Here is a 22,823-nt window from a genome sequence, read left to right on the forward strand (position 1 = left end):
GATTTTCGAGTCGATGTTCAAGTGGCTCAAAAGTCTATTTTCTTCATCGCGGGAAGTAAAGATGCGAGGGGAGGGCAGCTGCTTGCCCTGCACCCTCCCGGGGTGATGCTTCAGGTCATGACGTAAAAGTGTCGGGCATTTGCAGGGCGATGACTTCGCCGCGTGCCGTGGCGATGCCTTCCGCGTAGACCGTAGCTTCGACAACCACTTTGCGCCCCTTGATTTCCTTGATACGTCCGCGAATCTCCAGTTGCGGGCCGAGCGGCGTGGGTTTCAGGTAGCTGACTTGCAGCGAACCGGTGACAAAGCGAAAGGCCGGCAAGCTATCCATTGCCCTGTTTTCCGCACGGTACATCGCTGCGGCGGCGGTTCCCGTGCCATGGCAGTCAATCAGCGAGGCCAGCAGGCCGCCATAGACAAACCCCGGAATGGCGGTGTGTTCAGGACGTGGCTGGAAGCGGGTTACCGTTTCGTCGCCTTCCCAGACTGTCTTGATTTGATGGCCGTCGTGATTCAGTCGGCCGCAGCCGTAGCAGTGTGCGACGTTCTCGGGGTAATACTCCTGAAAGGCTTGCATGGGTAATCCTGTTCATTGTTGATCCGGATGCATGCTAGGTCAGTCATCCTGAGGTGCCCATTGCCAAGCCAGACAGGAAAGATGCAGATTCTGACAATCGCAATTTTCGAGGTTTTGAAAGGGAGTGCTCTGCGTTTGAGTTTATGACAAGTGTTACCATGCGCCCTTTACTATTTCTTACAAATGAGGCGCTTGGCTCCCCTATACTGCCTCCTGTATAGCCCATCCGGGGTTAGCTGAACGACTCTTTGCCGACGGGTTTTAGCTGTTTGGTACGTTCAAGGCCCTTTGGCTCGATTGAAGACTTTTTGGATTGTCCGCATATATGAAACCGAATGCATTTCTCGTTCTGCTCCTTTCAGTTGTTTTTCCCAGCCTTGGCCACAGTGCGCCGAGTTCGGAGGCACAGGGGACGTTGAAGGAGATTGCGCAGAAGGCAGTGCTGAACAGTCCTGAAGTGACGTCGAAGTGGCACAACTACAAGGCAGCGGAAGAAGAAATCGGCGTCGGCCGGGGCGGCTACTTTCCGCGGGTTGATTTCACGGCCGGGACCGGCCGGGAAAGCCTGGAACAGGCGCCGAGCAGCACGACGAACAAATACACGCGCAGCGGCTACGGCCTGAGCCTGAACCAGATCCTGTTCGACGGCTTTGCCACGCGCAACGAAGTTCGCCGCCTGGACAAGGCCCGGCTGGTTCGTTACTACGAACTGCTGGACGCCTCGGAAGCCGTTGCCCTGGAAGCCTCGCGCGCCTACCTTGATGTGCTGCGCTACCGCTTCCTGGTCAATCTGGCCGAAGACAACTACGTCCAGCACAAAGCGACCCACGAACAACTGCTGCGTCGCACACAATCAGGCGTTGGTCGTCGGGTCGACCTTGAACAAGCCGGCAGCCGCCTGGCCCTGGCCGAAATCAACCTGACCACCGAAACGGCTAATTTGCACGACGTCACGGCCCGCTACCAGCGCATCGTGAACAGCCAGCCACCCAGCGTGATCGTACCGCCCAGCCAGGTCAGCAGCGGCTTGCCCGCCAGCCAGAAAGCCGCACTGGACGTTCTGTACAAGAAAAACCCGACCCTGCTCGCCGCCGTCGAGAACACCGAAGCTGCCCAAAGCGAACTGGACGTCCGCCGCGCCGCCTACTCCCCCAAACTAGACCTGCGCGCCCGAACTGACAGCACCGACAACTACCTGGGCGCCAAAGGCGAACGGAACTACACCGTCGGCGAACTCGTCGTCAGCTTCAACCTCTTCAACGGCGGCGCCGACCGAGCCCGGGAAAAGCAATACATCGAGCGCAAGAACCTCTCGCTCGACCTGCGGGAAAAAGCCTGCCGCGATACCCGGCAAACCCTGGCCATCGCCTACAACGACGTCGCCCGGCTGCGCGAACAAGCCACCGCCCTGGCCACACAAGTCAGCCTGCTGGAAAAGACCCGCGACGCCTATCGCGACCAGTTCAACGTCGGTCAGCGCACCCTGCTCGACCTGCTCGACACCGAAAACGAGTTGCTCAGTGCGCGTCGCAACGCCGTCAATGCAGACTCCGACCTGAGCCTCGCCTACCTGCGGACCTACGCCGGCATGGGCACGCTCCTCGAACACCTGGGCCTGCAAAAGCTCGACACGCCGACCCCGGAAGCGAAAGAACTCGCCCAGGTCGACCTGGCAGAACTCTGCCCGAACGAAACCGCCGGCGTACCGGTCCCGGACCGTGAAGCGCTGAATGCCCGTGCGATGGCCCAACTGCAAGTCAAACCGGTCCCCTTCGTCCCGGCAGCCTCGCCAGTGGCAGCCCCTGTGGCGGACAGCGAAGTCCTTTCGCGCGTCAAGGGCTGGGCCGCCGCTTGGGCAGCAAAAGACTACAACGCCTACAGCGGCTTCTATGCCCCGACCTTCACGCCGGATGGTGGGCTGTCGCGGGAAGACTGGGCGCAATTGCGTCGCAGCCGGATCTCGACGCGTGAGCACATCAATGTTGAGTTGCAGGATGTTAACGTTCGGATGGAAGGTGCCGATCGTGCGCGGGTCAGCTTCCGCCAGATCTATCAGTCGAACCGCTATAACGACACGACGCAGAAAGCCCTGGAAATGATTCTGGTGGGCGGCAAGTGGTTGATCAACCGGGAGAGCTCGGTGCCTTGCGGCGGTAGCACCACCGGTGGGTGCAAGTCCGTCAAGTGATCCGTTTCCGGTTCTGATTTTCTTCGGAACCGGATGCTTTCAAAGAAAAGGCCACGCAGTTGCGTGGCCTTTTCTTTGTTTCGAAAAAATATTCTCAGGGGGATGTTTCAACCGGTGCGATGAAGACATAGCCTTGCAGGCGCAATGTCTTGATGAAGCTGCTGCCATCGGCTTGCTTGCCAAGAATGCGTCGGATCTGGCTGACGTGTACGTCAATGATCCGGTCGTAAGGGGTGTGCTCGCGTTTCAGGACCCGGGAGAGATGTTCGCGTGAGAGGGGTTCGAATGGGTGGTCGAGAAAGGATGAGAGCAGGGCATAGCCAGGCACACCGATCGGTGTCGGGCGGCCGTCCTGATTGATCAGTTCGCGTGAGGCTGTATCCAGCGTCCATTGTCCGAAACGGATATGCCGTGCATCGTTGCGCGTCGGTAGAGCAGTGCGGGCCTGACTGCGGCGCAGCAAGCCGCGGACTCGAGCCAGCAGTTCGCGCATATTGCAAGGTTTGGGCATGAAATCATCGGCGCCGATTTCTATGCCAATGATGCGTTCGATTTCATCGGAACGTGTCGAGTGAATCAAGACGGGAATTTCGGATTGCTGCCTCAGTTGTCTAAGCAGTTCCATGCCATCTGCGTCGGGAAGGCTTAGGTCGAGAATGATAACGTCCGGGTTTTCACCCAGCTGGCGCCACATTGCAGCACCATTTTCGGCAAAGAGGCATTCGATTCCTGCGGAGGCCAGGGTGGTCCGAAGGACGTGCCGTGTGCCAGGATCGTCTTCAACAATGAGCGCTGTCTGACGCATGATGCTCGATTTGGCCAAGAGTAAAGGGCGAATTGTAATGCAACGAAAAGCATTAGGAATATTTTACGAATCTTAAAGCTGCTCTGCTTGTGCCTGACTGAATAATAATATCGGCTGCTCGGTGTTTATCGCCCTTTTCCTTCCCTCTCCATTTTGGTTATCCAATGTCCATGCCCGATGTACTTGATGGTTTTGATGTCTCCGCTGCGGTTGACCGCATGCTCGGTCAGCCAGCGTTGTGGCAGCAAGCCCTGGCTTTGTTTGTCGATCATTTTGCGGATTGGGAAGCGTGTTGGCACGAGGCAGGTGACGATTTGATTCAGGAGCGTAAGCAGGTGCATGCATTGCGCAGTGCTGCGGCCAATGTGGGGGCGATTCGCCTGGCCTCGCGGGCGGCTGATCTGGAGTTGGCCGTGACATCCGTATTGAAGGGTGAGCCAGCCCATGGCCTGGATGCCTTGCGCCAGCTTCTGCTTGATGAATTCAAGGGGACATGGAAAACAGCTTCCGCCGCATTGGTTTCGCTGGCGCACGATACCGGAGGTTCAGTGTGAGTTTGCTGGAAAAACATTTTTCGTTGCGAGCCCGTTTGGCGCGGATCAATTTACGCATGCTGGCCGTGGCGATTGCCTTTGTTTCGGTTGCCGTACTGTTGGCGGCTGCCGGTGTCGGGTTCCATCGCTCGCTTGATGATGGTCGGCGATATGTTTCGCACCTGAATGAGCAACTGGCAGCTGGCTTGTCGGCCAATGATCAGGTTGCGGTCGGTGCAGCGTTTGCATCCCTGCGAACCTTGCATGATGTCACTGCCGTCGTCTTGCTGCGGCAGGATCGTTCCGTATTGTTCTCGGACGAAAAAAAAGCCGGGGAGAACTCCTCGATACCGACATTGATCCATTTACCCGCAGGTTACAAATTTGGCTGGTCGAAACTTGACTTCATGGCCCCCGCGCAGCTCGGCGGGCAACAGGTCGGCTGGATAGGCCTGAGCCTTGATCTGGAAGATTTTTATCACGAATTGCTGCTGTATCTGGCGCTTATCCTGGTCAGTTTCGTGATTGCCCTGCTACTTGCCCTGCGCCTCCAGGCCCGGGAGCTTGACCGGTTGATCGCTCCGTTGCAGGAGTTCACCCGTTGCATGACGCAGGCGTCGACCGGTCATCCTGACATTCGGGCGATGGCCACCGGAATCTCCGAGTTCGATGTTTTGGCCCATGGCTTCAACAGCATGCTGGAGCAGATTCAGGAGCGCGACCACTGGCTGGCGGCCCATCTCGGCAGCCTGGAGCAATTGGTCGAACAGCGGACGCGCGAATTGCGGCACGCCAAGGACGCCGCCGAGGCGGGGAGTCGTGCAAAAAGCGAATTTCTGGCAACGATGAGCCATGAAATCCGCACCCCGATGAATGGCGTACTCGGGATGACCGAGTTGTTGCTCAACACGCCTCTCGACAGCAGCCAGCGGAAATTCGTCGAGGCCGTTGAGCGTTCCGGCAAGCACCTGCTTGGCATCATCAACGACATTCTCGACTTTTCAAAAATTGAATCGGGCAAGCTGGAGCTTGAGGCTGCAGATTTCAGTCTGCGGCGAGTGCTTGAAGAGTCGATCGAGTTGTTTGCCCAGGGGGCCAGGAAGAAGGGGCTCGAATTGCTGGCCGACCTGCCGCCGGGCGATGGTCCGTTTGTTTGCGGAGACTCGTTGCGACTGCGCCAGATTGTGGCCAATTTGCTGAGCAATGCCGTCAAGTTTACCGAGCGTGGCGAGGTGATCCTTCGCTTGAGTTTGACTGAGCAAACAGAAAAACACCTGAAATTCACGTTGACCGTGTCAGATACGGGGATTGGTATTGCTCCCGAGGCACAGGAGAAGATATTCGAGCATTTCTCCCAGGCCGATGGTTCAACGACGCGAAAATATGGCGGGACAGGTTTGGGGCTGGCTATTTGTCGGCGCCTGGTTGAAATGATGGGCGGAAGTTTCAGGCTGACCAGCTTGCTTGGCCAGGGATCATGTTTTGGTGTCGATTTGTGCCTGCCTGTCGCGGCTGCGCCTATCCTTCCTGCCGCCTTGCCCGAAGCCGCAATGAGCGGGGCGCGTCTGCTGGTGGTCGATGATCATTCGACGCACCGCAATATTCTTATCTCCCAGGTCGGCCGCGAAGGTTACCAGGTCGACAATGCGTCCTCCGGGCTGGAGGCTCTTTCCGGCATGCGCTCGGCCATCGATGCGGGTGAGCCCTACAGTCTGCTGCTGATCGATCTGGAAATGCCTGATTTTTCGGGGCTCGATGTGGTTCGTGCCGTGCGTCTGGATTCACGTTTTGCGTTGATGCGGATTGTCTTGTTGTCGGCTTCGTCGGACGGTATTTCGGAGGAGGAGCGCCTCAGCCTCGATGTCACGGCTTGTCTGGCCAAACCGGTGCGGGAAAGCGAATTGCTGGCCGTGATTGAGGCGGCACTCAGCCGCCGTCCCCTGCCTGTGTCTGGTTCAGGGAACGAGCGCCAGCGTTTGCGTGGCCGGGTGCTGGTCGCCGAGGATAACGAAAGTAATCTGATTGTTGCCTGCACGCATCTGGAGCGCGCCGGGCTTGAGGTGCGAACGGCAGCCAACGGGCGCCTGGCCCTCGATCTCATGGCGGTCGAAAATTTCGATCTGGTCCTGATGGATTGCCAGATGCCCGAGCTGGATGGTTTTGCTGCAACGCAGGCCCTGCGTGAGCGGGAAATCGGCTCCGGACGTCGGATTCCCATCGTCGCCCTGACGGCCAACGCCATGCAGGGAGATCGCGAACGCTGCGTTGCCGCGGGTATGGATGATTACCTGGCCAAGCCCTATAGCGGGGAGCAGATTCTCGCCGTCCTGAAGCGCTGGCTGCCGGTTGAGCGACGCCAGTCAGCGCCGCCGGCACCGGTTGTGGCGGTGCCGTTGCAGCGCGAACCGCCGCTTGATCCTTCTGCGTTGGACAAGATTCGAGCCCTGTCGCCCGACAAATCCGATGTATTGATTCGGCAACTGATCCAGGCTTATCTGAAGGGGGCGGCCCGAGAGTTGGCGCGTTTCGAGCAGGGGATTGAGGCGCAGAGCGCATCGACTTTGATCTCGGCTGCCCATGCGCTCAAATCAAGCAGTTTCAATGTGGGCGCCAACGGTTTGGCCGAGCGCTGTCGTGAAATTGAAATGCTGGGCAATAACGCATCGATGGCGGAGATTATTGCCCGCGTCGAGGCCATGCGTGCCGAGTGGGGACGGGTTGAGGTGGCATTGAATGTGGTGCTGGCGGAGGTTGCAACATGAGTCGCTTGCCGTTTCGCGTGTTGGTGGCCGACGATGATCCAACCGTCGGCCTGTTGATGCAGGCTGCTCTGACAGAGCCTGATTTTGTCGTAACCGTTGTCGAAGAGGGGCTGGCCGCACTGACGGCTTTTCGTGCCGGAACGTTCGACCTGGTTTTGCTTGATGTCGAAATGCCCGGAATGGACGGGTTCGAAGTCTCTGCGGCCATTCGTGCAACACATGGCCGCAGCATCCCGATCATGCTGATTACCAGCCATTGCGATCCCGATTTCCTGGCGCGCGCCGAGAGCATGGCTCTCGGACATATTGCCAAGCCTGTCCAATGGCAAGCTTTGGCGGGGCTCCTGCTGAACCGGCTGAGTACCGCAGGTTGAATGCCGTTTAAGTCCCTAGTATTCCTGCAACATCGCAATTTCAGTGTCGGCATGGCGCAGGCGAAGGGCCAGTGAGCGCGATATCGCGGTCAACAGCGTAAAAGCGAGCTTTTTGTGTTCGTCGGCCAGAATGTTGAATTGTTCCAGCGACAGGACGTAGAACTCGGTTTCCGTGCCGGCAATTGCATCGTTGCCGCGCGGCCGTCCATCCAGGAACGCCAGCCCGCCGAAAAAGTCGCCACGCCCGAAGGTCGCGATGTGTCGTGTCCGGCCGGCACCCAGCGGGGCAAAAATGCGGACCGACCCGCGCCGGATCAGGTACAGCGCATCACCCGGTTCGCCGCGCGCATAAATGGTTTCGCCGGCCGCATAAATGCGTTTGTCGAGGCGGGACTCCAGGTCGGCCAGCGTTTCGTCCTTGCGATTCCGGAACAGTTCCATTTCGGAAAGTTGCAGAGCCACTTCGGTCTCGATCTGGGCTTTTTCCTCTTCGCCCAGCAATCGGTCTTCGACCCATTCGATGGCGCTGTCGAGTTCGTTGAACAGGCGAACGCTGTTTTCATCTTCGGTAACGCCTGTCTGCTCAAGGAACTCGCGCAGATTTCGGCCGTTCGGCAGATTTTCGCGGACATTCGACAAGAGCAGTAGCGCCTTGCGTTCGGCGAGTGAATTACGCACTTGCCGCAGTAAGTGGGCCGCCGTGACGTCGACCGACTGAACCCGCTTCATATCGAGAATGATGAAGCTACGTGTTTTGATTTCCGGGTCCAGCTGGGCATACAGTTGTTGCGTTGTGCCGAAGAAGAGGCTGCCTTGCAATTCGAAAATTACCGCCTGGTCGCCCTTTTGTTCGAGGATGCGCGTTTCGGATTCCGGGCGATGCCAGTTCGACGACATCTGGTTGACATAGAACTTGTGGCGTACGACCGAGCCGCCAATCTGCTCGCGCAGGAAAAGCAGGATCGCCATCGCCACGCCAACGGCCGATGCGGCAATCAGGCCGATGCTCAAGGCGACCAGTACGACGGTGACGACCACGCCAAAATCGAAAACGGTGGCCGGTGACTGGATGAAGCGTAGCGGTTCGCGGTCGATCATGCGCAGCCCGACGACGATTAGGATGCCCGCCAGGGTGGCGACCGGAATCCAGGCGATGAAGCTGCTCAGCAGCAGGGCAAAGACCAGTGCCGAGATGCCTTCGACCAGACCCGAGGCACGGGTTGTCGCGCCGCTCGACAGATTGACCAGCGTCGCGCCCATCGTTCCGGCCCCGGGAATGCCACCGACCGAGGATGAGGCGACATTGGCAATCCCCTGGGCAACCAGTTCGCGGTTGGGGTCATGCTGGCTGCGCGTCATCTGGTCGAGGACGACGCAGGTTTTCAGGGTGTCGATTGAGAGTAGAACAGCCAGGGTCAGCGCGCTGCCGAGCAGTGCGGCTATTTGCGACAGGCGGAGATCGCCGATTTCGCCCCAGCGGCTGGTGATCGAGCTGAGGTAGCCATCGCCGCTGGCGCCGAGCGCACCAATGATCAGCGGGTTGCCGGTAACTTCAAAAAGTCTTGCATCCTGGGCGGCCAACACGAAGTAGGTGGTAATCCCGACGATGATGCCGATGATCGTCCCGGGGAGTTTTCGGGTCAGGCTGGGCCCCAGACTCATGGCCAGGATAGTTGCCCCGCCGACGGCAACGGCCCGCCAATCCCACAGCCAGGGAGAGACGATGGCATGAAACCAATGAGTTGTCCCATCGACGCCGAGAAGCTTGTTGATCTGGCTGCCGATGATGATCAGACCGACGCCGGTCAGGTAGCCGCTGACCACCGGGTAGGGGATGTATTTGATCAGTCGGCCGATGCCGACCATGCCGAACAGCACCTGGAACAGTCCGGCCAGGATGCCGAGCATCAGCAGCATCAGGATGATGTTGCCTTCCGGTACGCCTTGCCGGGTCAGCTCGATGGCGAAGGCGGAAAGCACGGCTGCCGCAGGCGCGCATGGTGCGCTGATCAGGCGGTCGGTGCCGCCCAGTGTCGATGCGATCAGCCCGATCACGGTTGCCCCGATGATGCCGGCTAGCGCACCGAGGGCGGCGTGGCTGGGGGCGATAGCCGAGTAGATGGTGACGCCGAAAGCGATGGCGGCCGGCAGGGCAACCAGCATGGCGGCCAGCCCGCCCCAGAAATCGCCGGTCATGTACAACTTCTTGAAGAACCCCTGCATCACGCTCCCCTGTTTTTCGATGCGCTTTTAATGATCTTACTGCTGTTCTTGCCTGTCGCGTAAGGCAAAAGCAGCGATGTCGCGGCGATCTCCGGAGAGCTATGGCAGAATTGTGGCGAATTCTGATATTCGCTTGCCGAACCAGTCGTGCGGGGAAAAAACAGAGCGGGGGAGTGATGAAACAATTCAAGTTCGGCCGAGCCTGCTGGCTGGCACTCATTTGGGCCATTTTCACCTGGTCGACCGCAGCATTCGCCCAGGAGGCCCGGTCTTTGGTCAAGGCTCAGACGCTTTACCTGCCGGTCTATTCGCACATGCTTTACGGCAACCTGGGAAAAAGCGGCAAGGCCTCCCAGGTTCTCCTCTCCACGCTGGTCAGTGTTCGCAATACCGACAGCAAGCGCCCGCTGCGGGTCAGTTCGGCCAAGTATTTCGATACCAACGGCAAGCTGCTCGGCGAGCGGGTGCCGGTTCCGATGCTGATTCCCCCGCTGGGAACGCTGGAGCTTTTTGTCGAGCTGAATGATGCCTCGGGCGGTTCCGGTGCCAATTTCGTGATCCGCTGGGATGCCGAACAAGCGATCAATCCGCCGCTGGTTGAATCGCTCCATGCCAATATGGACGGTGGCAAGGCGGTTATTTTCATGACCCAGGCCGTACCGGTCAGCGATTAGGCGGATAGCAATTGTCTGTCATCAACGCCAGCCAGACCGGCTACATCGTTCGTCTGGTTTATATCGCCGTCGGCATGCTGTTTGCCGTGCATGTTTTCGGGACCGTTGGTTACATGGTCCTGACCGAAGGCAAGTATTCCTGGTTCGACTGCTTTTACATGACCTTTATCACCGTAGCCACCATCGGTTTCGGTGAAATCATCGACATGTCGAGCAATCAGCCGGCCCGCATCCTGACCGTAGTCATCGGCATTCTGGGCGCCGGCAACCTGTCGATGCTCTTCTCGGTCGTGACGGTGGCGCTGCTGGAAACAGATCTCAATGGAACATTGCAGAGAAAACGTATGGAAAAAGCGATCAAGAAACTGAAAGGGCATTACATCCTGTGCGGCTTTGGCCGCGTTGGGCGGAATATTGCGCACGAACTTGAAGCGACCAACCGCCATTACGTCGCCGTTGATGAAGACACCTTGCGCCTGCTTGAATACAAGGAAAAAAGCCCCGGCTTTCTTTATCTGCATGGCGATGCCAGTGATGACGACATCCTGTTGGCGGCCGATCTCGAGCACGCCAAGGGCGTCTTTGCCGTGACTGGCGACGATTCGCGTAATCTGATGATCGTCATTACCGCCAAACAATTGAAACCCGATGTACGCATCGTGGCGCGCTGCCAGGAAACCCGGAATATCGAGAAAATGCGCAAGGCGGGGGCCGATGCCATTGTTTCGCCGGACTTTACCGGCGGCATGCGCATTGCCTCGGCCATGATCCGGCCGCACGTTGTTTCATTTCTCGATGAAATGCTCAAGTCGGAAAAGAATCTCCGGGTCGAAGAGGTGCTGGTGCCCGCCGGATTTATCCCGAAACCGCTCGGGTCGCTCAAATTGCGCAGCGCCAACTATGTTCTGCTGGCGGTACGGGAGCGTAACGGCAACTGGCAATTCAATCCGGATGGCGATTTCCTGCTCAAACCAGGATTCACCTTGATTGCGATGGCCGGTCCGGTCGGACGGCTTGAAATCGAAACCCTGCTGATTGAAATGGCCGCCTGAGTTAAGGGTTTTCCACACTCGGCAGAGCTTTGGGGGTGGGTGTTAAAATCGGGCGAATATCAAAATTCCGGGATTCGCATGACACTCCGCCATCTTTCAGTTTTCGTCCTTGGCCTGATCGCCGCGCCTGCATTTGCTGCCGGTGGCCCGGCTGTCGCCGGCATTCCGGTTGATTTCATTCTCTTCGCGCTGACCCTGCTCGGGGTGGCGCTGTTTCACAACCACACCTTCTATGTTGCGCTGACCGGGTTGTTCACCGTGTCAGTCTACAAAATCCTGTTCACGGGGTTCAAGACGGGCGTCGGCGTGGCGGGATTTTTCAGCCACCTGGGACATGAGTGGGTGACGCTGGCCAACCTGTTCTGCTTGTTGATGGGCTTTGCTTTGCTGGCCCGTCATTTCGAGAAGAGCCATGTGCCGGTCATCCTGCCGAAATTCCTGCCGGATGACTGGAAGGGTGCCTTCCTGTTGCTGGTCATGGTCTGGTTTATTTCCAGTTTCCTCGACAACATTGCTGCAGCCCTGATTGGCGGCGCGATGGCGCACCAGTTGTTCCGGGCGCGCGTGCATATCGGTTACCTGGCGGGCATCGTGGCGGCATCGAATGCCGGCGGCGCCTGGTCGGTGGTCGGCGATACGACGACGACCATGATGTGGATTGCCGGTGTTCGTCCGGATCAGGTTTTTGAGGCAATTGTCGCGTCGACCGTGGCATTGTGTATTTCCGGCGTGGTTGCCGCCAAACAGCAGCATGCTTATTCCCCTATCCTGAAAAATGCGCATGACCATACCAAGGTTGATTGGGCGCGCGTCGGTATCGTGTTGCTGATCCTGGTTTTTGCAATTATCACCAACGTCCTGATGAATACCCGCTTCTCTTCGCTGGCCGAGAGTTTTCCGGCGATTGGCGTGGCTGTCTGGGCGGCGATCCTGCTGACGGTCGGTATTCGCCGGCCGGATTGGGAAATCCTTCCGGAAAACCTCAAGGGGACGATTTTCCTGCTCTCCCTGGTGGCGATTGCCTCGATGATGCCGGTCGAGGAATTGCCGGCCGCTTCATGGCCGACTGCATTGGGGATCGGTTTTGTCTCCGCGGTATTCGACAACATTCCGTTGACGGCACTGGCGCTGAAGCAGGGTGGCTATGATTTCGGTTTCCTGGCCTATGCCGTCGGTTTTGGCGGCTCGATGCTGTGGTTCGGCTCGTCGGCCGGGGTGGCGCTGTCCAATATGTACCCTGAGGCCAAGTCGGTCGGTCAGTGGATGCGCCACGGCTGGCACGTTGCCGTGGCCTATGTGGTCGGCTTCTTCGTCATGCTCGCCGTGCTCGGCTGGCATCCCGAGACGATCGTCGCCAAGGGCGATGCCGGCGCCGTTGTCGAGTCGGCTCACGTCGTTCCTGTCGAGGCGAAATAAGCCATGTCCCTGCCTTTGCGTCGGTTGATCCCCGTTGTCTTGCTGGCGGCTGCCTGGCCAGCCTTGGCGGCAGGCTCCGACGTGATCGGGGAAAATCTGTTGTGGCTGGCCATCATCATCCTGTCTGCCCGCTTTTTTGCACCACTGGCCCAGCGCATCGGTTTTCCAGCCGTGCTTGGCGAGTTGCTGCTCGGCGTGGCGCTGGGCAATCTCGGTTTGTTGGGGTTTGAGTATTTCGACAGCATTGCCCGCGATCCGATCATCATGTTCATGGCGGAGCTCGGGGTCATCATTCTGCTGCTCCAGATCGGTCTGGAAACCCGGCTGGGTGATTTGGTCAGTGTCGGTGCGCGTGCTTTGGCTGTCGGTACCGTGGGAATCATCGTGCCATTCGCCCTCGGCGCATTTGTCGTTGGCCCGCTGCTTTTGCCGGGCAAGGATTTCAATGCCTACCTGTTTCTGGGGGCGACTTTGTCGGCCACGTCGGTGGGCATTACCGGGCGGGTGTTCCGCGATCTGGGCCGGCTGAAAATGCCGGAGGCACAGATCGTTCTCGGTGCTGCGGTCATCGACGATGTGCTGGGGCTGGTCATTTTGGCCGTCGTTTCCAGCCTCGTTCAGGCCGGCAGCGTCAGTTTCGGCCAAGTGGGCATGATCATCGGCGAGGCCGTGCTTTTCCTGGGCGGTTCGATTGCCTTGGGCCGGGCGATTGCGCCACACCTGCTGCGCTGGGTTTCGCGCCTCGATGACAGTCATTCGATGCTTTTTTCGATGGTCCTGGCCGTTGGCCTGTTGATGGCCTGGCTGGCTCATGCCGTCGGCCTGGCGCCGATCATCGGTGCTTTTGCCGCCGGTTTGCTGTTCGAGCCGGTTTTCCTCAAGGAATTCGAGACGCCAAAGATGGTTCAGGAGATCGAACCCTTGCTTGGCCCGGAACTGCCGGCCGGTCGTCTTGCCGAGATTCGCGCCGTCCTGACGCGCCATACGCATCACCAGCACGAACATTTGATCGAACCGATCGGCTTCTTCTTCGTGCCGGTGTTTTTCGTGTTGACCGGCATGCAAGTCGATCTGGCGACGCTCGGCGATCCACAGACAGTCGTGGTGGCCCTGGGAGTTACCGCGGCGGCTGTCGTCGGTAAATTGCTGGCCGGATTCGCTGCCGGTAAAGGCAAGAACCCTTGGGTGGTCGGTTGGGGCATGGTTCCCCGCGGTGAAGTCGGCCTGATTTTTGCGATGGTCGGCAAGTCGCTGGGGGTGATGAGTGAAACGATGTTTTCGGTCATTGTCATCATGGTCATTCTGACCACTTTGCTGACGCCGCCCGTTCTTACGGTGTTGTTGCGCCGCAAGGGGTAGGTTGCGTTTCATCTCCGGGTTAGACTGCGCAGGCAAGCCGGCATTCGACTGGCTATCAACGACCTGGAGGTATACATGAAACATTGCATCGCATTGCTCGGCCTGTCCGTTGCCATGGTAGGGGGCGCGCTGGCCTCGGAAGATCTGGCCAAAGCCAAGAACTGCATGACCTGCCATTCGGTCGACAAGAAAATTGTCGGCCCGAGCTACAAGGATATCGTTGCCAAACGAGGTGCCGAGAAAGGTGCCGAAGCGGCGCTGGCCGCCAAAATCAAGGGCGGCAGCAAGAATGAGTGGGGGATGGTCCCGATGCCGCCGAACAATGTCAGCGATGCGGAAGCCGCCACGCTGGCCAAATGGGTTCTGACGCTCAAGTAATTCCCGTTCCATCCAGAGCGCCCGTCAAGGGCGCCATATAACTAAAAATCCCGATTCGGAGAGACAGCATGAAAAGCCTTAGCCCGGCGCAGCGGCGTAGTCGCTGGTGGATTCTTGGCGTTGTCGCGGTGACCTACGTCCTGTCGTTTTTTCAGCGCTTTGCGCCCGCCGGCATTGCCCAGGATCTGGCTGCCTCGTTCCAGACCTCCGCGGCTTCTCTGGGCGTACTGGCGGCGACGTATTTCTACGTCTATACGGTGATGCAGATCCCGACCGGCATTCTGGCCGACACGCTCGGGCCGCGCCGGATCTTGGTGCTGGGGTGCTTGATCGGCGGTATCGGCAGCTTTCTCTTCGGTTTTGCGCCGACGCTCGATCAGGCCTTGCTGGGTAGAACCCTGGTCGGTCTGGGCGTATCGGTGACGTTTATTGCGATGCTGAAACTGGTGGCTGTGTGGTTTGAGGAGAATCGCTTCGCGACCCTCGTCGGCGTCTGCATGTTGATTGGTAATCTGGGTTCCGTGCTGGCTGGCGCCCCCTTGTCGACCCTGGCCCAAATCACCGGCTGGCGCGGTGTGTTCGTTGGTGTCGGCGCGGTGTCGCTGGTTCTGGGCGTGTTGTGCTGGATCATGGTGCGGGATAGTCCGCAACAGCATGAAGGAGGGAGCCGGCCCGTTTTTGACCGGACCGTCGTCATTTCAGGTTTGCTGTCGGTGATTCGAAATCGCGCCACCTGGCCTGCTGCCCTGGTTAATACCGGGATGTCGGGGGCTTTCTTCACGTTTGCCGGATTGTGGGCGACGCCTTATCTGGTTCAGGTGCATGGCTTGTCGCGGGCCGTAGCGACCACCCATTTGTCGCTCTGGTTTGGCGGATTTGCCATCGGGTGTTTTTTCATCGGCACGATTTCCGACCGCCTCGGGCGCCGGAAGCCGGTGCTGATCGTTACTTCCCACGTTTTTGTGGCGATCTGGCTGGTTCTGCTGTCCTGCATCACGATGCCGCTACCGCTTTCCTACGCGCTTTTCGCCCTGATGGGACTGTCGACCGCAGGATTCAGTTTGACCTGGGCTTGCGCCAAGGAGGTGAATCCTCCTTTGCTGTCCGGCATGTCGACCAGCGTGGCAAACATGGGGGGATTCATGGCCGGAGCCTTGCTCCAGCCGCTGGTGGGCTGGGTCATGGATAGAGGTTGGCAAGGCGCCATGGTGAGTGGTGCCCGGTTTTATGATGTGGCCGCCTGGCAAGCTGGCGTGCTGGTTGTGACCTTGTGCGCAGCCATGGGCGCTGCGGCAACCTGGTGGCTGGTGGAAACCGGTTGCAGGAATATCTGGAAATCTGACTAAAGTTGTAGTTTCATAGCGCTGGGAGCTGACTATGACTTTAGGCAATACCAGTGAAGACCGAAGCAGGCCGACCGGGCGCAATTGGGCGCTCGTTGGTGCTGCAGTGGGTTTTGTGCTGGTTGCGCTGCTCGGCGCCTATGTGGCTTACGTTGTCGAGCGCTCGGCTCGCCAGCAAAATGAAATTCAGGCCCGCCAGCTGGCTTCTGCCGTTGCTCACGACCTGGGGGGGCGTCTTGATCGCTCGTTGTCGGCGGCCGGTGCGCTGGCCGCCGTGTTGCGGCAGGGGAGTGGGCGGATCGATCATTTTCCGCTGTTGGCGCGTGAGCTGATCGAGCAGTTTGGTGGCATTACAGCCCTGCAACTGGCACCCGGCGGGGTGATCAGCGATGTCGAGCCGCTGGTCGGCAATGAGCGGGTTATCGGTTTCAGCCCTTTGGCCGATCCTCTTCAGGGGCCAGAGGCGCGTCAGGTCATCGAGCGCCGGGCGCTTGGGCTGACCGGGCCGTTCGAACTGCGTCAGGGTGGCGTCGGCGTGGTTGGTCGCAATCCGGTGTTTATCAAGGACAAGGCGGGCCATGAGCAGTTCTGGGGGTTGATCCAGGTCCTGATCCGGGTTCCCGATTTGCTCTCGGCGACCAAACTCGATGCCATCGAAACCGCCGGTTATGGTTTTGAATTGTGGCGCGTGCGTCCCGGCACGCTGGAGCGCCATGTTTTTGCCCGCACCTCGGATCGTCCGCTCGATAGCCCGGTGGACATCCAGATTGCCGTGCCGAACGGTGAGTGGATCTTGAGTGTTGCGCCGGATGGCGGCTGGTATTCATGGCGCAGCTTGTTGCTGGATAGTCTGGCGGTCAGCCTGCTGGCATCGTTTGCCGGGTTCGTCATTTATCTGCTGCTGCATCAGCCGCAACTGTTGCGGCGGAAAGTGGCCGAACAAACCCTTGCGCTTCGCTTGTCGGAAGAGAAATACCGGGAATTGGTCGAGTCGGCGGCAAGCATCCTGTTGAAATGGGACAAGGATGGCAACATTCTTTTTCTGAATGAATACGGCCTCGAATTTTTTGGTTTTGCCGAACACGAAATTATCGGTCACTCGGTGATCGGAACGATCGTTCCGGTGCAGGAGTCTTCCGGGCGGGATCTGGTCCAATTGATGACCGATATTTTCGAGAACCCGGCCGCCTATGAAAGTGGTTTGAACGAAAATATCCGCAAAAATGGCCAGCGGGTCTGGGTTGCCTGGCGCAACCGCATCGTGCGCGATGAAACGGGGCAGCCGATCGGTGTCTTCAGCGTCGGCATCGACATGACCGACCGCCTGCGCATCGAGCGGGAAAAGAAACTGGCCAGCGAGCAACTGGCCATGCGCCACCAGTGGTTGCGCTCGGTGCTCGAACACTTTCCCGGCGGTGTCTCGGTGGTGGATGCCGAGTTTGGACTGGTTGAGTACAACCACCAGTTCCAGGCGTTGCTGGCCTTTCCGGATGAGTTGCTGACCCGTCCGGGGGTGACGCTGATCGACCTGATTCGCTTCAATGCCGAACGAGGCGAATACGGCCAAGTTGATATCGAAACCTACATGACCCAGGCGGTGACCCAGCTGAAGCTGAATGTGCCTCACCGCTTCGAGCGCACCCGGCCGGATGGTTGCGTGCTGGAGGTACGCGGCACACCGCTGCCGGACGGTGGGTTTGTCAGTTCTTACGTTGATGTGACTGAACGCAAGCAGGCCGAAGCCGAGCTGCGTGCGGTGAATGCGCGCTATGAGGCGCTCAACCAGGAGCTGGAGTTGCGGGTCGATGAGCGTACCGAGCAACTGCACAATGAAACGGAAGAGCGTCGGGCAGCAGAAAAGGCGCTGGCCCGCAATGAGCGCATGGCTTCGCTGGGTGGCCTGGTGGCCGGTGTGGCACATGAAATCAATACGCCGATTGGCAATGCCCTGATGGTGGCGACCACCGTCCAGGATCGTATCCGCACCCTGGCTCGCCTGGTCGATGAGGGACAGTTGCGACGCTCGGTGCTGGATGGTTTCGTCACCGACCTGCGTGACTCGGGCAGCCTGATTGAACGAAATCTGCACCGGGCCGCCGAATTGATCCGTAATTTCAAGCAGGTGGCGGTTGATCAGACCAGTGATCGGCGGCGCCATTTCGATCTGGCAACCACGCTGGATGAAATCCGCATGACGCTGGCACCGCGCTTTCAGCAGTTGCCGCAGGAATTGGTGCTTGATGCGGAGTCCGGGATACCGATGGACAGCTATCCCGGCGCCCTCGGGCAGATCATGACCAATCTGGTCGAAAATGCCCTGCTGCATGCCTTTGCCGGGCGGGACGAAGGGTGTTTGCGCGTCACGGCCCGGCGCAGCGGCGAGGCTGCGGTCGAGCTGGTTTTTGAGGATGATGGTCGGGGGATTCCCGAAGACATGCAGGGGCGGGTTTTCGACCCCTTCTTCACCACACGCCTGGGGCAGGGCGGCAGTGGTCTGGGCTTGTCCATCGTGCTCAATCTGGCGCGTGATTTGCTCGGCGGCGATATCGTCATGAGTAGCACGGCCGGGCATGGGACGCGCTTCGTCCTGACGATTCCCCGCATCGCCCCGATTCCCGCCAAACCCGACTGAACGAGTCGTTCCGGGCTCGTCGGCCGGTTTTGGTCGATACACTAAATTAGTGTATTCTTATATAAATGAAAGCAAATCTGATTTTGGGGCTTTTTCTGGCGTTGACCGCAACGGTCCAGGCTCAGACCCTGCCTGTCGTGACCGTCCAGCCGCATCCGGTTGATTTGAGTTTTCCGGCCGATTCGCTGGTCGAAGCCGTGCAGCAGGCGACGGTCGGCGCCCAGGTGGCTGGCCGCGTGCTTGAGGTCAGGGCGGATGCCGGCCAGCGGGTCAAAAAAGGCCAGCTGCTGATGCGGATCGATGCGCGTGAGGCGGAAGAGTCGATGCGTGCAGCCGAGGCGCTGCAGGCCAATGCCAAGGTTAATTACGAGCGCACGAAAAGCCTGGTAACGCAGAAATTCATGAGCTCGGCGGCGCTCGACAAGGCGCGGGCCGAACTGGATTCGGCCAATGCCAATCGTGCCGCAGCCGGTGCCAGCCAGAGTCACGCCAGCATTGTCTCGCCGATCAATGGTGTCGTTGCTCGTCGCCATGCTGAAATGGGCGACATGGCGACGCCCGGCAAGGCCCTGTTTACGATCTACGAGCCGGAGGGTTTGCGGGTCACCGCCAGCGTGCCGCAATCCCGATTGAAGGACATGCGTACGGTCAGGACGGCGCGGGTCGAGTTTCCGGAATTGGGCAAATGGGTCGATGCTGTTGCGGTCAACCTGTTGCCGACGGCTGATTTGACAACTCATGTCGCCCAGGTCCGGGTCAGTCTGCCGGCCATGCCGGAAGCGACGCCGGGGATGTCGGCGCGGGTCCATTTCGTGATCGGCCGGGCCGACAAGCTGACCGTGCCAATGGCCGCAGTAGTGCGGCGCGGTGAAGTGGCTGCCGTTTATGTGCAAATGCCGGATCAGCGTCTCAGCCTGCGCCAGTTGCGTCTGGGCGAAGTGGTCGGGGCCGGCGAGGTCGAGGTGCTGGCCGGCTTGGCCAGTGGCGACAAAGTGGTGACCGAGCCGGTCAAGGCAGCCATTCAGCTGAAGTCGGGAAAGTAGGCGATGGGCCGCGCCAATCATTCTTCGCCGGGTATTTCCGGGCGTATCGCCGCCGCCTTCCAGGCATCGCGGATGACGCCCTTGTTAGCGCTGGTCGCCTTCCTGATGGGCGTTTTTGCCACCTTGGTGACGCCGCGTGAAGAAGAGCCGCAGATCGACGTGACCATGGCCGACGTGCTGGTCGCCTTTCCCGGAGCATCGGCCAAGGATGTCGAGAATCTGGTGGCCCGCCCGGCCGAGCAGGTCTTGTCGCGCATGCACGGCGTTGAACATGTTTATTCGATGTCGCGGCCGGGCATGGCGGTGATCACCGTCCAGTTCGATGTCGGGGTCAAATACAACGACGCGGTGCTGCGTCTGTACGACACCGTGCATTCACATCGCGACTGGCTGGCGCCCAATCTGGGCGTCCAGGAGCCGGTGATCAAGCCGCGCGGTATCGATGACGTGCCCATCGTTTCCCTGACTTTCTGGAGCAAGGATGCCGAGCGTTCGGCTTTCGACCTGCAGCAGGTGGCTCGTGCCGTCGAGATCGAATTGAAGCGGATCAAGGGGACGCGCGATGTGTCCACCCTCGGCGGGCCGGAGCATGCGATCCGTGTGCTGATGGATGGCGAGCGGATGAACGCCTATGGCGTGACGCCGCAGGACATCGCCGGGGCGCTGAAAATGTCGAATGCCCTGCAGTCGTCCGGCAGCCTGATTGCCGGCAACCGTGAAATGCTGCTGCAAACCGGGACTTACCTCGAATCGGCGGCCGATGTGAAACAACTGGTCATTGCCGTGCGCGGCGAGGCCGGTAAGCGGACCCCGGTTTTCATGAGCGACGTGGCCACTGTCCAGGATGGGCCGGACCAGCCTCGGGCTTATGCCTGGTTTGGCAGTCGGGAAGGGGAGTTTCCGGCCGTCACCCTGCAGCTTTCCAAGCAGCCGGGCGTTAATGCCGCCGATGTGGCGAGTGCCGCGGTCAACCGGATAGAAAGCCTCAAAAACACCGTGATTCCGGAAGGCGTCGAGGTCAGCGTGACGCGCAATTACGGCGAAACGGCGACCGAGAAGGCGCAGAAACTGATTGGCAAGCTGATCTTTGCCACCGCCTTCGTCGTCTTGCTCGTCTTTTTTGCGCTCGGCAAGCGCGAGGCGGTGATTGTCGGTGTCGCCGTGACGCTGACCCTGGCCGCGACGCTGTTCGCCTCCTGGGCCTGGGGTTTTACGCTGAACCGCGTTTCATTGTTTGCGCTGATTTTTTCGATCGGCATCCTGGTCGATGACGCGATTGTCGTGGTCGAGAATATTCATCGCTGGCAGGGCCTGTATCCCGAAAAGACCTTGCTGGAAATCATTCCCGGCGCGGTCGACGAAGTCGGCGGGCCGACCATCCTCGCGACGCTGACGGTGATTGCCGCACTCTTGCCGATGGCCTTCGTGACCGGCTTGATGGGGCCGTACATGAGCCCGATCCCGATCAATTCGTCGATGGGCATGGCCATTTCGCTGGCCGTCGCTTTCGTCGTCACGCCGTGGCTGGCGGCGAAGTTGATGAAGTCGCACGGCCATGCCGCCGGCGCGCAAAAAATCTCGAAGCTCGACACCCGGCTCGATGCCACTTTCCGCAAGTTGCTGACGCCCTTCCTCGATCCGCTGACCGGCGGGGCTGCCCGCATCAAGCTGGCCATTGCCGTAGCGCTGCTCATTCTCGGTTCGGTGTCGCTGGCGTACTTCCAACTCGTCGTGCTGAAAATGCTGCCCTTCGACAACAAGAGCGAGTTCCAGGTGGTTGTCGATCTGCCGGTCGGTACGCCGCTGGAAGAAACCGCGCGCGTGCTGCACGAGATTGGTGCCGAACTGGCGCAGGAGGCCGACGTGGTCAATTACCAAGCCTACGCCGGGACGGCCAGCCCGATCAATTTCAATGGCCTGGTGCGCCAGTATTACCTGCGTTCGGCGCCTGAAAAAGGCGATATCCAGGTCAATCTGGCCGACAAGCATCACCGTTCGCGGCAAAGTCACCAGATTGCCGTTGCCCTGCGCGAACGCATCGAGGCGATCGGTCAGCGTAACGGCGGTGTCGCCAGGGTGGTCGAAGTGCCGCCCGGGCCGCCGGTCGTCTCGCCGATCGTGGCAGAAATCTACGGGCCGGACATGAACGGGCAGCGGACGGTGGGCAAGCAGGTACGCGCCGCTTTCACGCAGACGGCGGACATTGTCGCGGTCGACGACTATATCGAGGCCGATTCGCGAAAAATCGTCCTCCACGTCCTGCAAAGCAAAGCGGCACTGCTCGGCGTGGCCCAGAGCGATATCGTCGAGGTGGTCGGCATGGGGCTGGCCGGGCAGGATGTGACGCCGGCCCGCAACGCCGATTCGAAATTCGAGATCCCGGTACGCATTGCCTTGCCGGCCGAAAAACAGTCCTCGCTCGATGCCCTGCTCAAGCTGCGCGTGCGGGCGCGTGACGGCCAGTTGGTGCCGGTTTCGGAGCTGGTCGAGGTGCGCGATCAGGCGCGTGAAAAAACGATTTATCACAAGGACCTGCTGCCGGTCGTCTATGTCGTCGGCGATATGGGCGGCAAGCTCGATTCGCCGCTCTACGGCATGTTCGACATCCGTTCGAAAATCAACGGCATGACGCTCAAGGAAGGCGGCACGCTGTCCGAAACCTTCATCCGCCAGCCGCAGGACCCGTATGCCGGTTACAGCGTCAAATGGGATGGCGAGTGGCAGGTGACCTACGAAACCTTCCGCGACATGGGGATCGCCTACGCGGTCGGCCTGATCCTGATCTACCTGCTGGTCGTCGCCCATTTCGGTAGTTATCTTGTGCCGCTGATCATCATGGCGCCGATTCCGCTGACCATCATCGGCGTGATGCCCGGCCACGCACTATTCGGCTCGCAATTCACCGCGACCTCGATGATCGGCATGATCGCGCTGGCCGGCATCATCGTCCGCAACTCGATTTTGCTGGTCGATTTCATTCGCCAGCAGGTCGATGCCGGGATGAATTTTCACGATGCCGTGATCCAGTCGGCCGCCGTCCGGGCCAAGCCGATTGCGCTGACCGCACTGGCGGCGATGCTTGGCGCCTTGTTCATCCTCGACGATCCGATCTTCAACGGGCTGGCCCTCAGCCTGATTTTCGGCATCCTGGTGTCCACGCTGCTCACGCTGGTGGTCATTCCGGTGCTCTACTACGCCGCTTTCCGCAAGGAGTATCAATCATGACCATTGAACGCATCATCCGCATCATGGCCGGCTTTTTTGTCCTGCTGTCGCTGGCGCTGGGCTATCACGCCAGCCCGGTTTTTGTTTCAGAATGGTTTCTCGCCTTTACGGCGTTTGTTGGCTTCAACCTGCTGCAAAGCGGGTTTACCGGGTTTTGTCCGCCGGAAAAGCTGTTGGCTCGCCTGGGCGTCAAGAAAAGCGCAGGAAAGGGTGGCTGTTGCGGCTGAAAAAGCGACAAA

17 protein-coding genes are annotated in these 22,823 nt (G+C 59.4%); 14 read left to right on the forward strand and 3 right to left on the reverse strand.

What is annotated here, in order from left to right; translation table 11 throughout:
- Window positions 1-115: 115 nt before the first annotated feature.
- Window positions 116-577: a PaaI family thioesterase gene (locus tag GBK02_RS05550; protein ID WP_203468746.1), complete on the reverse strand. Its 462-nt coding sequence runs from the start codon at window positions 575-577 to the stop codon at window positions 116-118.
- Between the two features lie 325 nt (window positions 578-902).
- On the opposite strand from GBK02_RS05550, the gene GBK02_RS05555 reads away from it, so the two are divergent.
- Window positions 903-2,765, forward strand: coding sequence for a TolC family outer membrane protein (locus tag GBK02_RS05555; RefSeq protein WP_203468747.1), 1,863 nt, complete (start codon window positions 903-905; stop codon window positions 2,763-2,765).
- A gap of 94 nt (window positions 2,766-2,859) precedes the next feature.
- Here GBK02_RS05555 and GBK02_RS05560 read toward each other — a convergent pair whose 3' ends face one another.
- On the reverse strand, window positions 2,860-3,570 hold the full coding sequence (locus GBK02_RS05560; RefSeq protein ID WP_203468748.1) for a response regulator transcription factor: 711 nt from the start codon (window positions 3,568-3,570) through the stop codon (window positions 2,860-2,862).
- A gap of 164 nt (window positions 3,571-3,734) precedes the next feature.
- Here GBK02_RS05560 and GBK02_RS05565 point away from each other — a divergent pair, with 164 nt between their 5' ends.
- From GBK02_RS05565 to GBK02_RS05575, 3 genes are read left to right on the forward strand one after another with little or no spacing between them, the layout of a single operon-like run.
- The gene (locus tag GBK02_RS05565; RefSeq protein ID WP_203468749.1) at window positions 3,735-4,124 is read left to right on the forward strand and encodes a hypothetical protein; all 390 of its coding nucleotides are present in this window, start codon (window positions 3,735-3,737) and stop codon (window positions 4,122-4,124) included.
- Window positions 4,121-6,865, forward strand: a complete 2,745-nt coding sequence (locus tag GBK02_RS05570) for a response regulator (RefSeq protein WP_203468750.1) — start codon at window positions 4,121-4,123, stop codon at window positions 6,863-6,865. Before GBK02_RS05565 ends, GBK02_RS05570 begins: the two co-directional genes overlap by 4 nt.
- Complete coding sequence (locus GBK02_RS05575) at window positions 6,862-7,239, forward strand: response regulator (protein ID WP_203468751.1); 378 nt, start codon at window positions 6,862-6,864, stop codon at window positions 7,237-7,239. The genes GBK02_RS05570 and GBK02_RS05575 overlap by 4 nt, the downstream gene beginning before the upstream one ends.
- A 15-nt stretch (window positions 7,240-7,254) precedes the next feature.
- Here the strand turns inward: GBK02_RS05575 and GBK02_RS05580 are convergent, their stop codons facing one another.
- On the reverse strand, window positions 7,255-9,462 hold the full coding sequence (locus GBK02_RS05580; RefSeq protein ID WP_203468752.1) for a SulP family inorganic anion transporter: 2,208 nt from the start codon (window positions 9,460-9,462) through the stop codon (window positions 7,255-7,257).
- A 176-nt stretch (window positions 9,463-9,638) separates the two neighbouring features.
- On the opposite strand from GBK02_RS05580, the gene GBK02_RS05585 reads away from it, so the two are divergent.
- The 10 genes from GBK02_RS05585 (at window position 9,639) to GBK02_RS05630 (ending at window position 22,811) form a co-directional block, all read left to right on the forward strand.
- Window positions 9,639-10,136, forward strand: coding sequence for a DUF3124 domain-containing protein (locus tag GBK02_RS05585; RefSeq protein ID WP_203468753.1), 498 nt, complete (start codon window positions 9,639-9,641; stop codon window positions 10,134-10,136).
- 11 nt (window positions 10,137-10,147) lie between these two features.
- Complete coding sequence (locus GBK02_RS05590; protein WP_203468754.1) at window positions 10,148-11,188, forward strand: TrkA family potassium uptake protein; 1,041 nt, start codon at window positions 10,148-10,150, stop codon at window positions 11,186-11,188.
- A 78-nt stretch (window positions 11,189-11,266) separates the two neighbouring features.
- Window positions 11,267-12,604, forward strand: coding sequence for a citrate transporter (locus GBK02_RS05595; RefSeq protein ID WP_239003183.1), 1,338 nt, complete (start codon window positions 11,267-11,269; stop codon window positions 12,602-12,604).
- A 3-nt stretch (window positions 12,605-12,607) separates the two neighbouring features.
- Complete coding sequence (locus GBK02_RS05600) at window positions 12,608-13,963, forward strand: cation:proton antiporter (RefSeq protein WP_203468755.1); 1,356 nt, start codon at window positions 12,608-12,610, stop codon at window positions 13,961-13,963.
- 75 nt (window positions 13,964-14,038) lie between these two features.
- The gene (locus tag GBK02_RS05605; RefSeq protein ID WP_203468756.1) at window positions 14,039-14,341 is read left to right on the forward strand and encodes a c-type cytochrome; all 303 of its coding nucleotides are present in this window, start codon (window positions 14,039-14,041) and stop codon (window positions 14,339-14,341) included.
- Between the two features lie 68 nt (window positions 14,342-14,409).
- Window positions 14,410-15,687, forward strand: coding sequence for an MFS transporter (locus tag GBK02_RS05610; RefSeq protein ID WP_203468757.1), 1,278 nt, complete (start codon window positions 14,410-14,412; stop codon window positions 15,685-15,687).
- 31 nt (window positions 15,688-15,718) lie between these two features.
- A complete protein-coding gene (locus GBK02_RS05615; protein ID WP_203468758.1) occupies window positions 15,719-18,316 on the forward strand; it encodes a PAS-domain containing protein in 2,598 nt (865 codons plus the stop codon).
- Between the two features lie 65 nt (window positions 18,317-18,381).
- Window positions 18,382-19,359 carry an efflux RND transporter periplasmic adaptor subunit gene (locus GBK02_RS05620; RefSeq protein ID WP_203468759.1) on the forward strand — a complete coding sequence of 326 codons (978 nt, stop codon included), beginning with the start codon at window positions 18,382-18,384 and terminating at the stop codon, window positions 19,357-19,359.
- Between the two features lie 3 nt (window positions 19,360-19,362).
- The gene (locus GBK02_RS05625) at window positions 19,363-22,584 is read left to right on the forward strand and encodes an efflux RND transporter permease subunit (protein ID WP_203468760.1); all 3,222 of its coding nucleotides are present in this window, start codon (window positions 19,363-19,365) and stop codon (window positions 22,582-22,584) included.
- Window positions 22,581-22,811, forward strand: a complete 231-nt coding sequence (locus GBK02_RS05630; protein ID WP_203468761.1) for a DUF2892 domain-containing protein — start codon at window positions 22,581-22,583, stop codon at window positions 22,809-22,811. The genes GBK02_RS05625 and GBK02_RS05630 overlap by 4 nt, the downstream gene beginning before the upstream one ends.
- Window positions 22,812-22,823: the final 12 nt, after the last annotated feature.

Origin of the sequence: Dechloromonas sp. TW-R-39-2 (assembly GCF_016864195.1) — a bacterium.
Classification (GTDB): domain Bacteria; phylum Pseudomonadota; class Gammaproteobacteria; order Burkholderiales; family Rhodocyclaceae; genus Azonexus.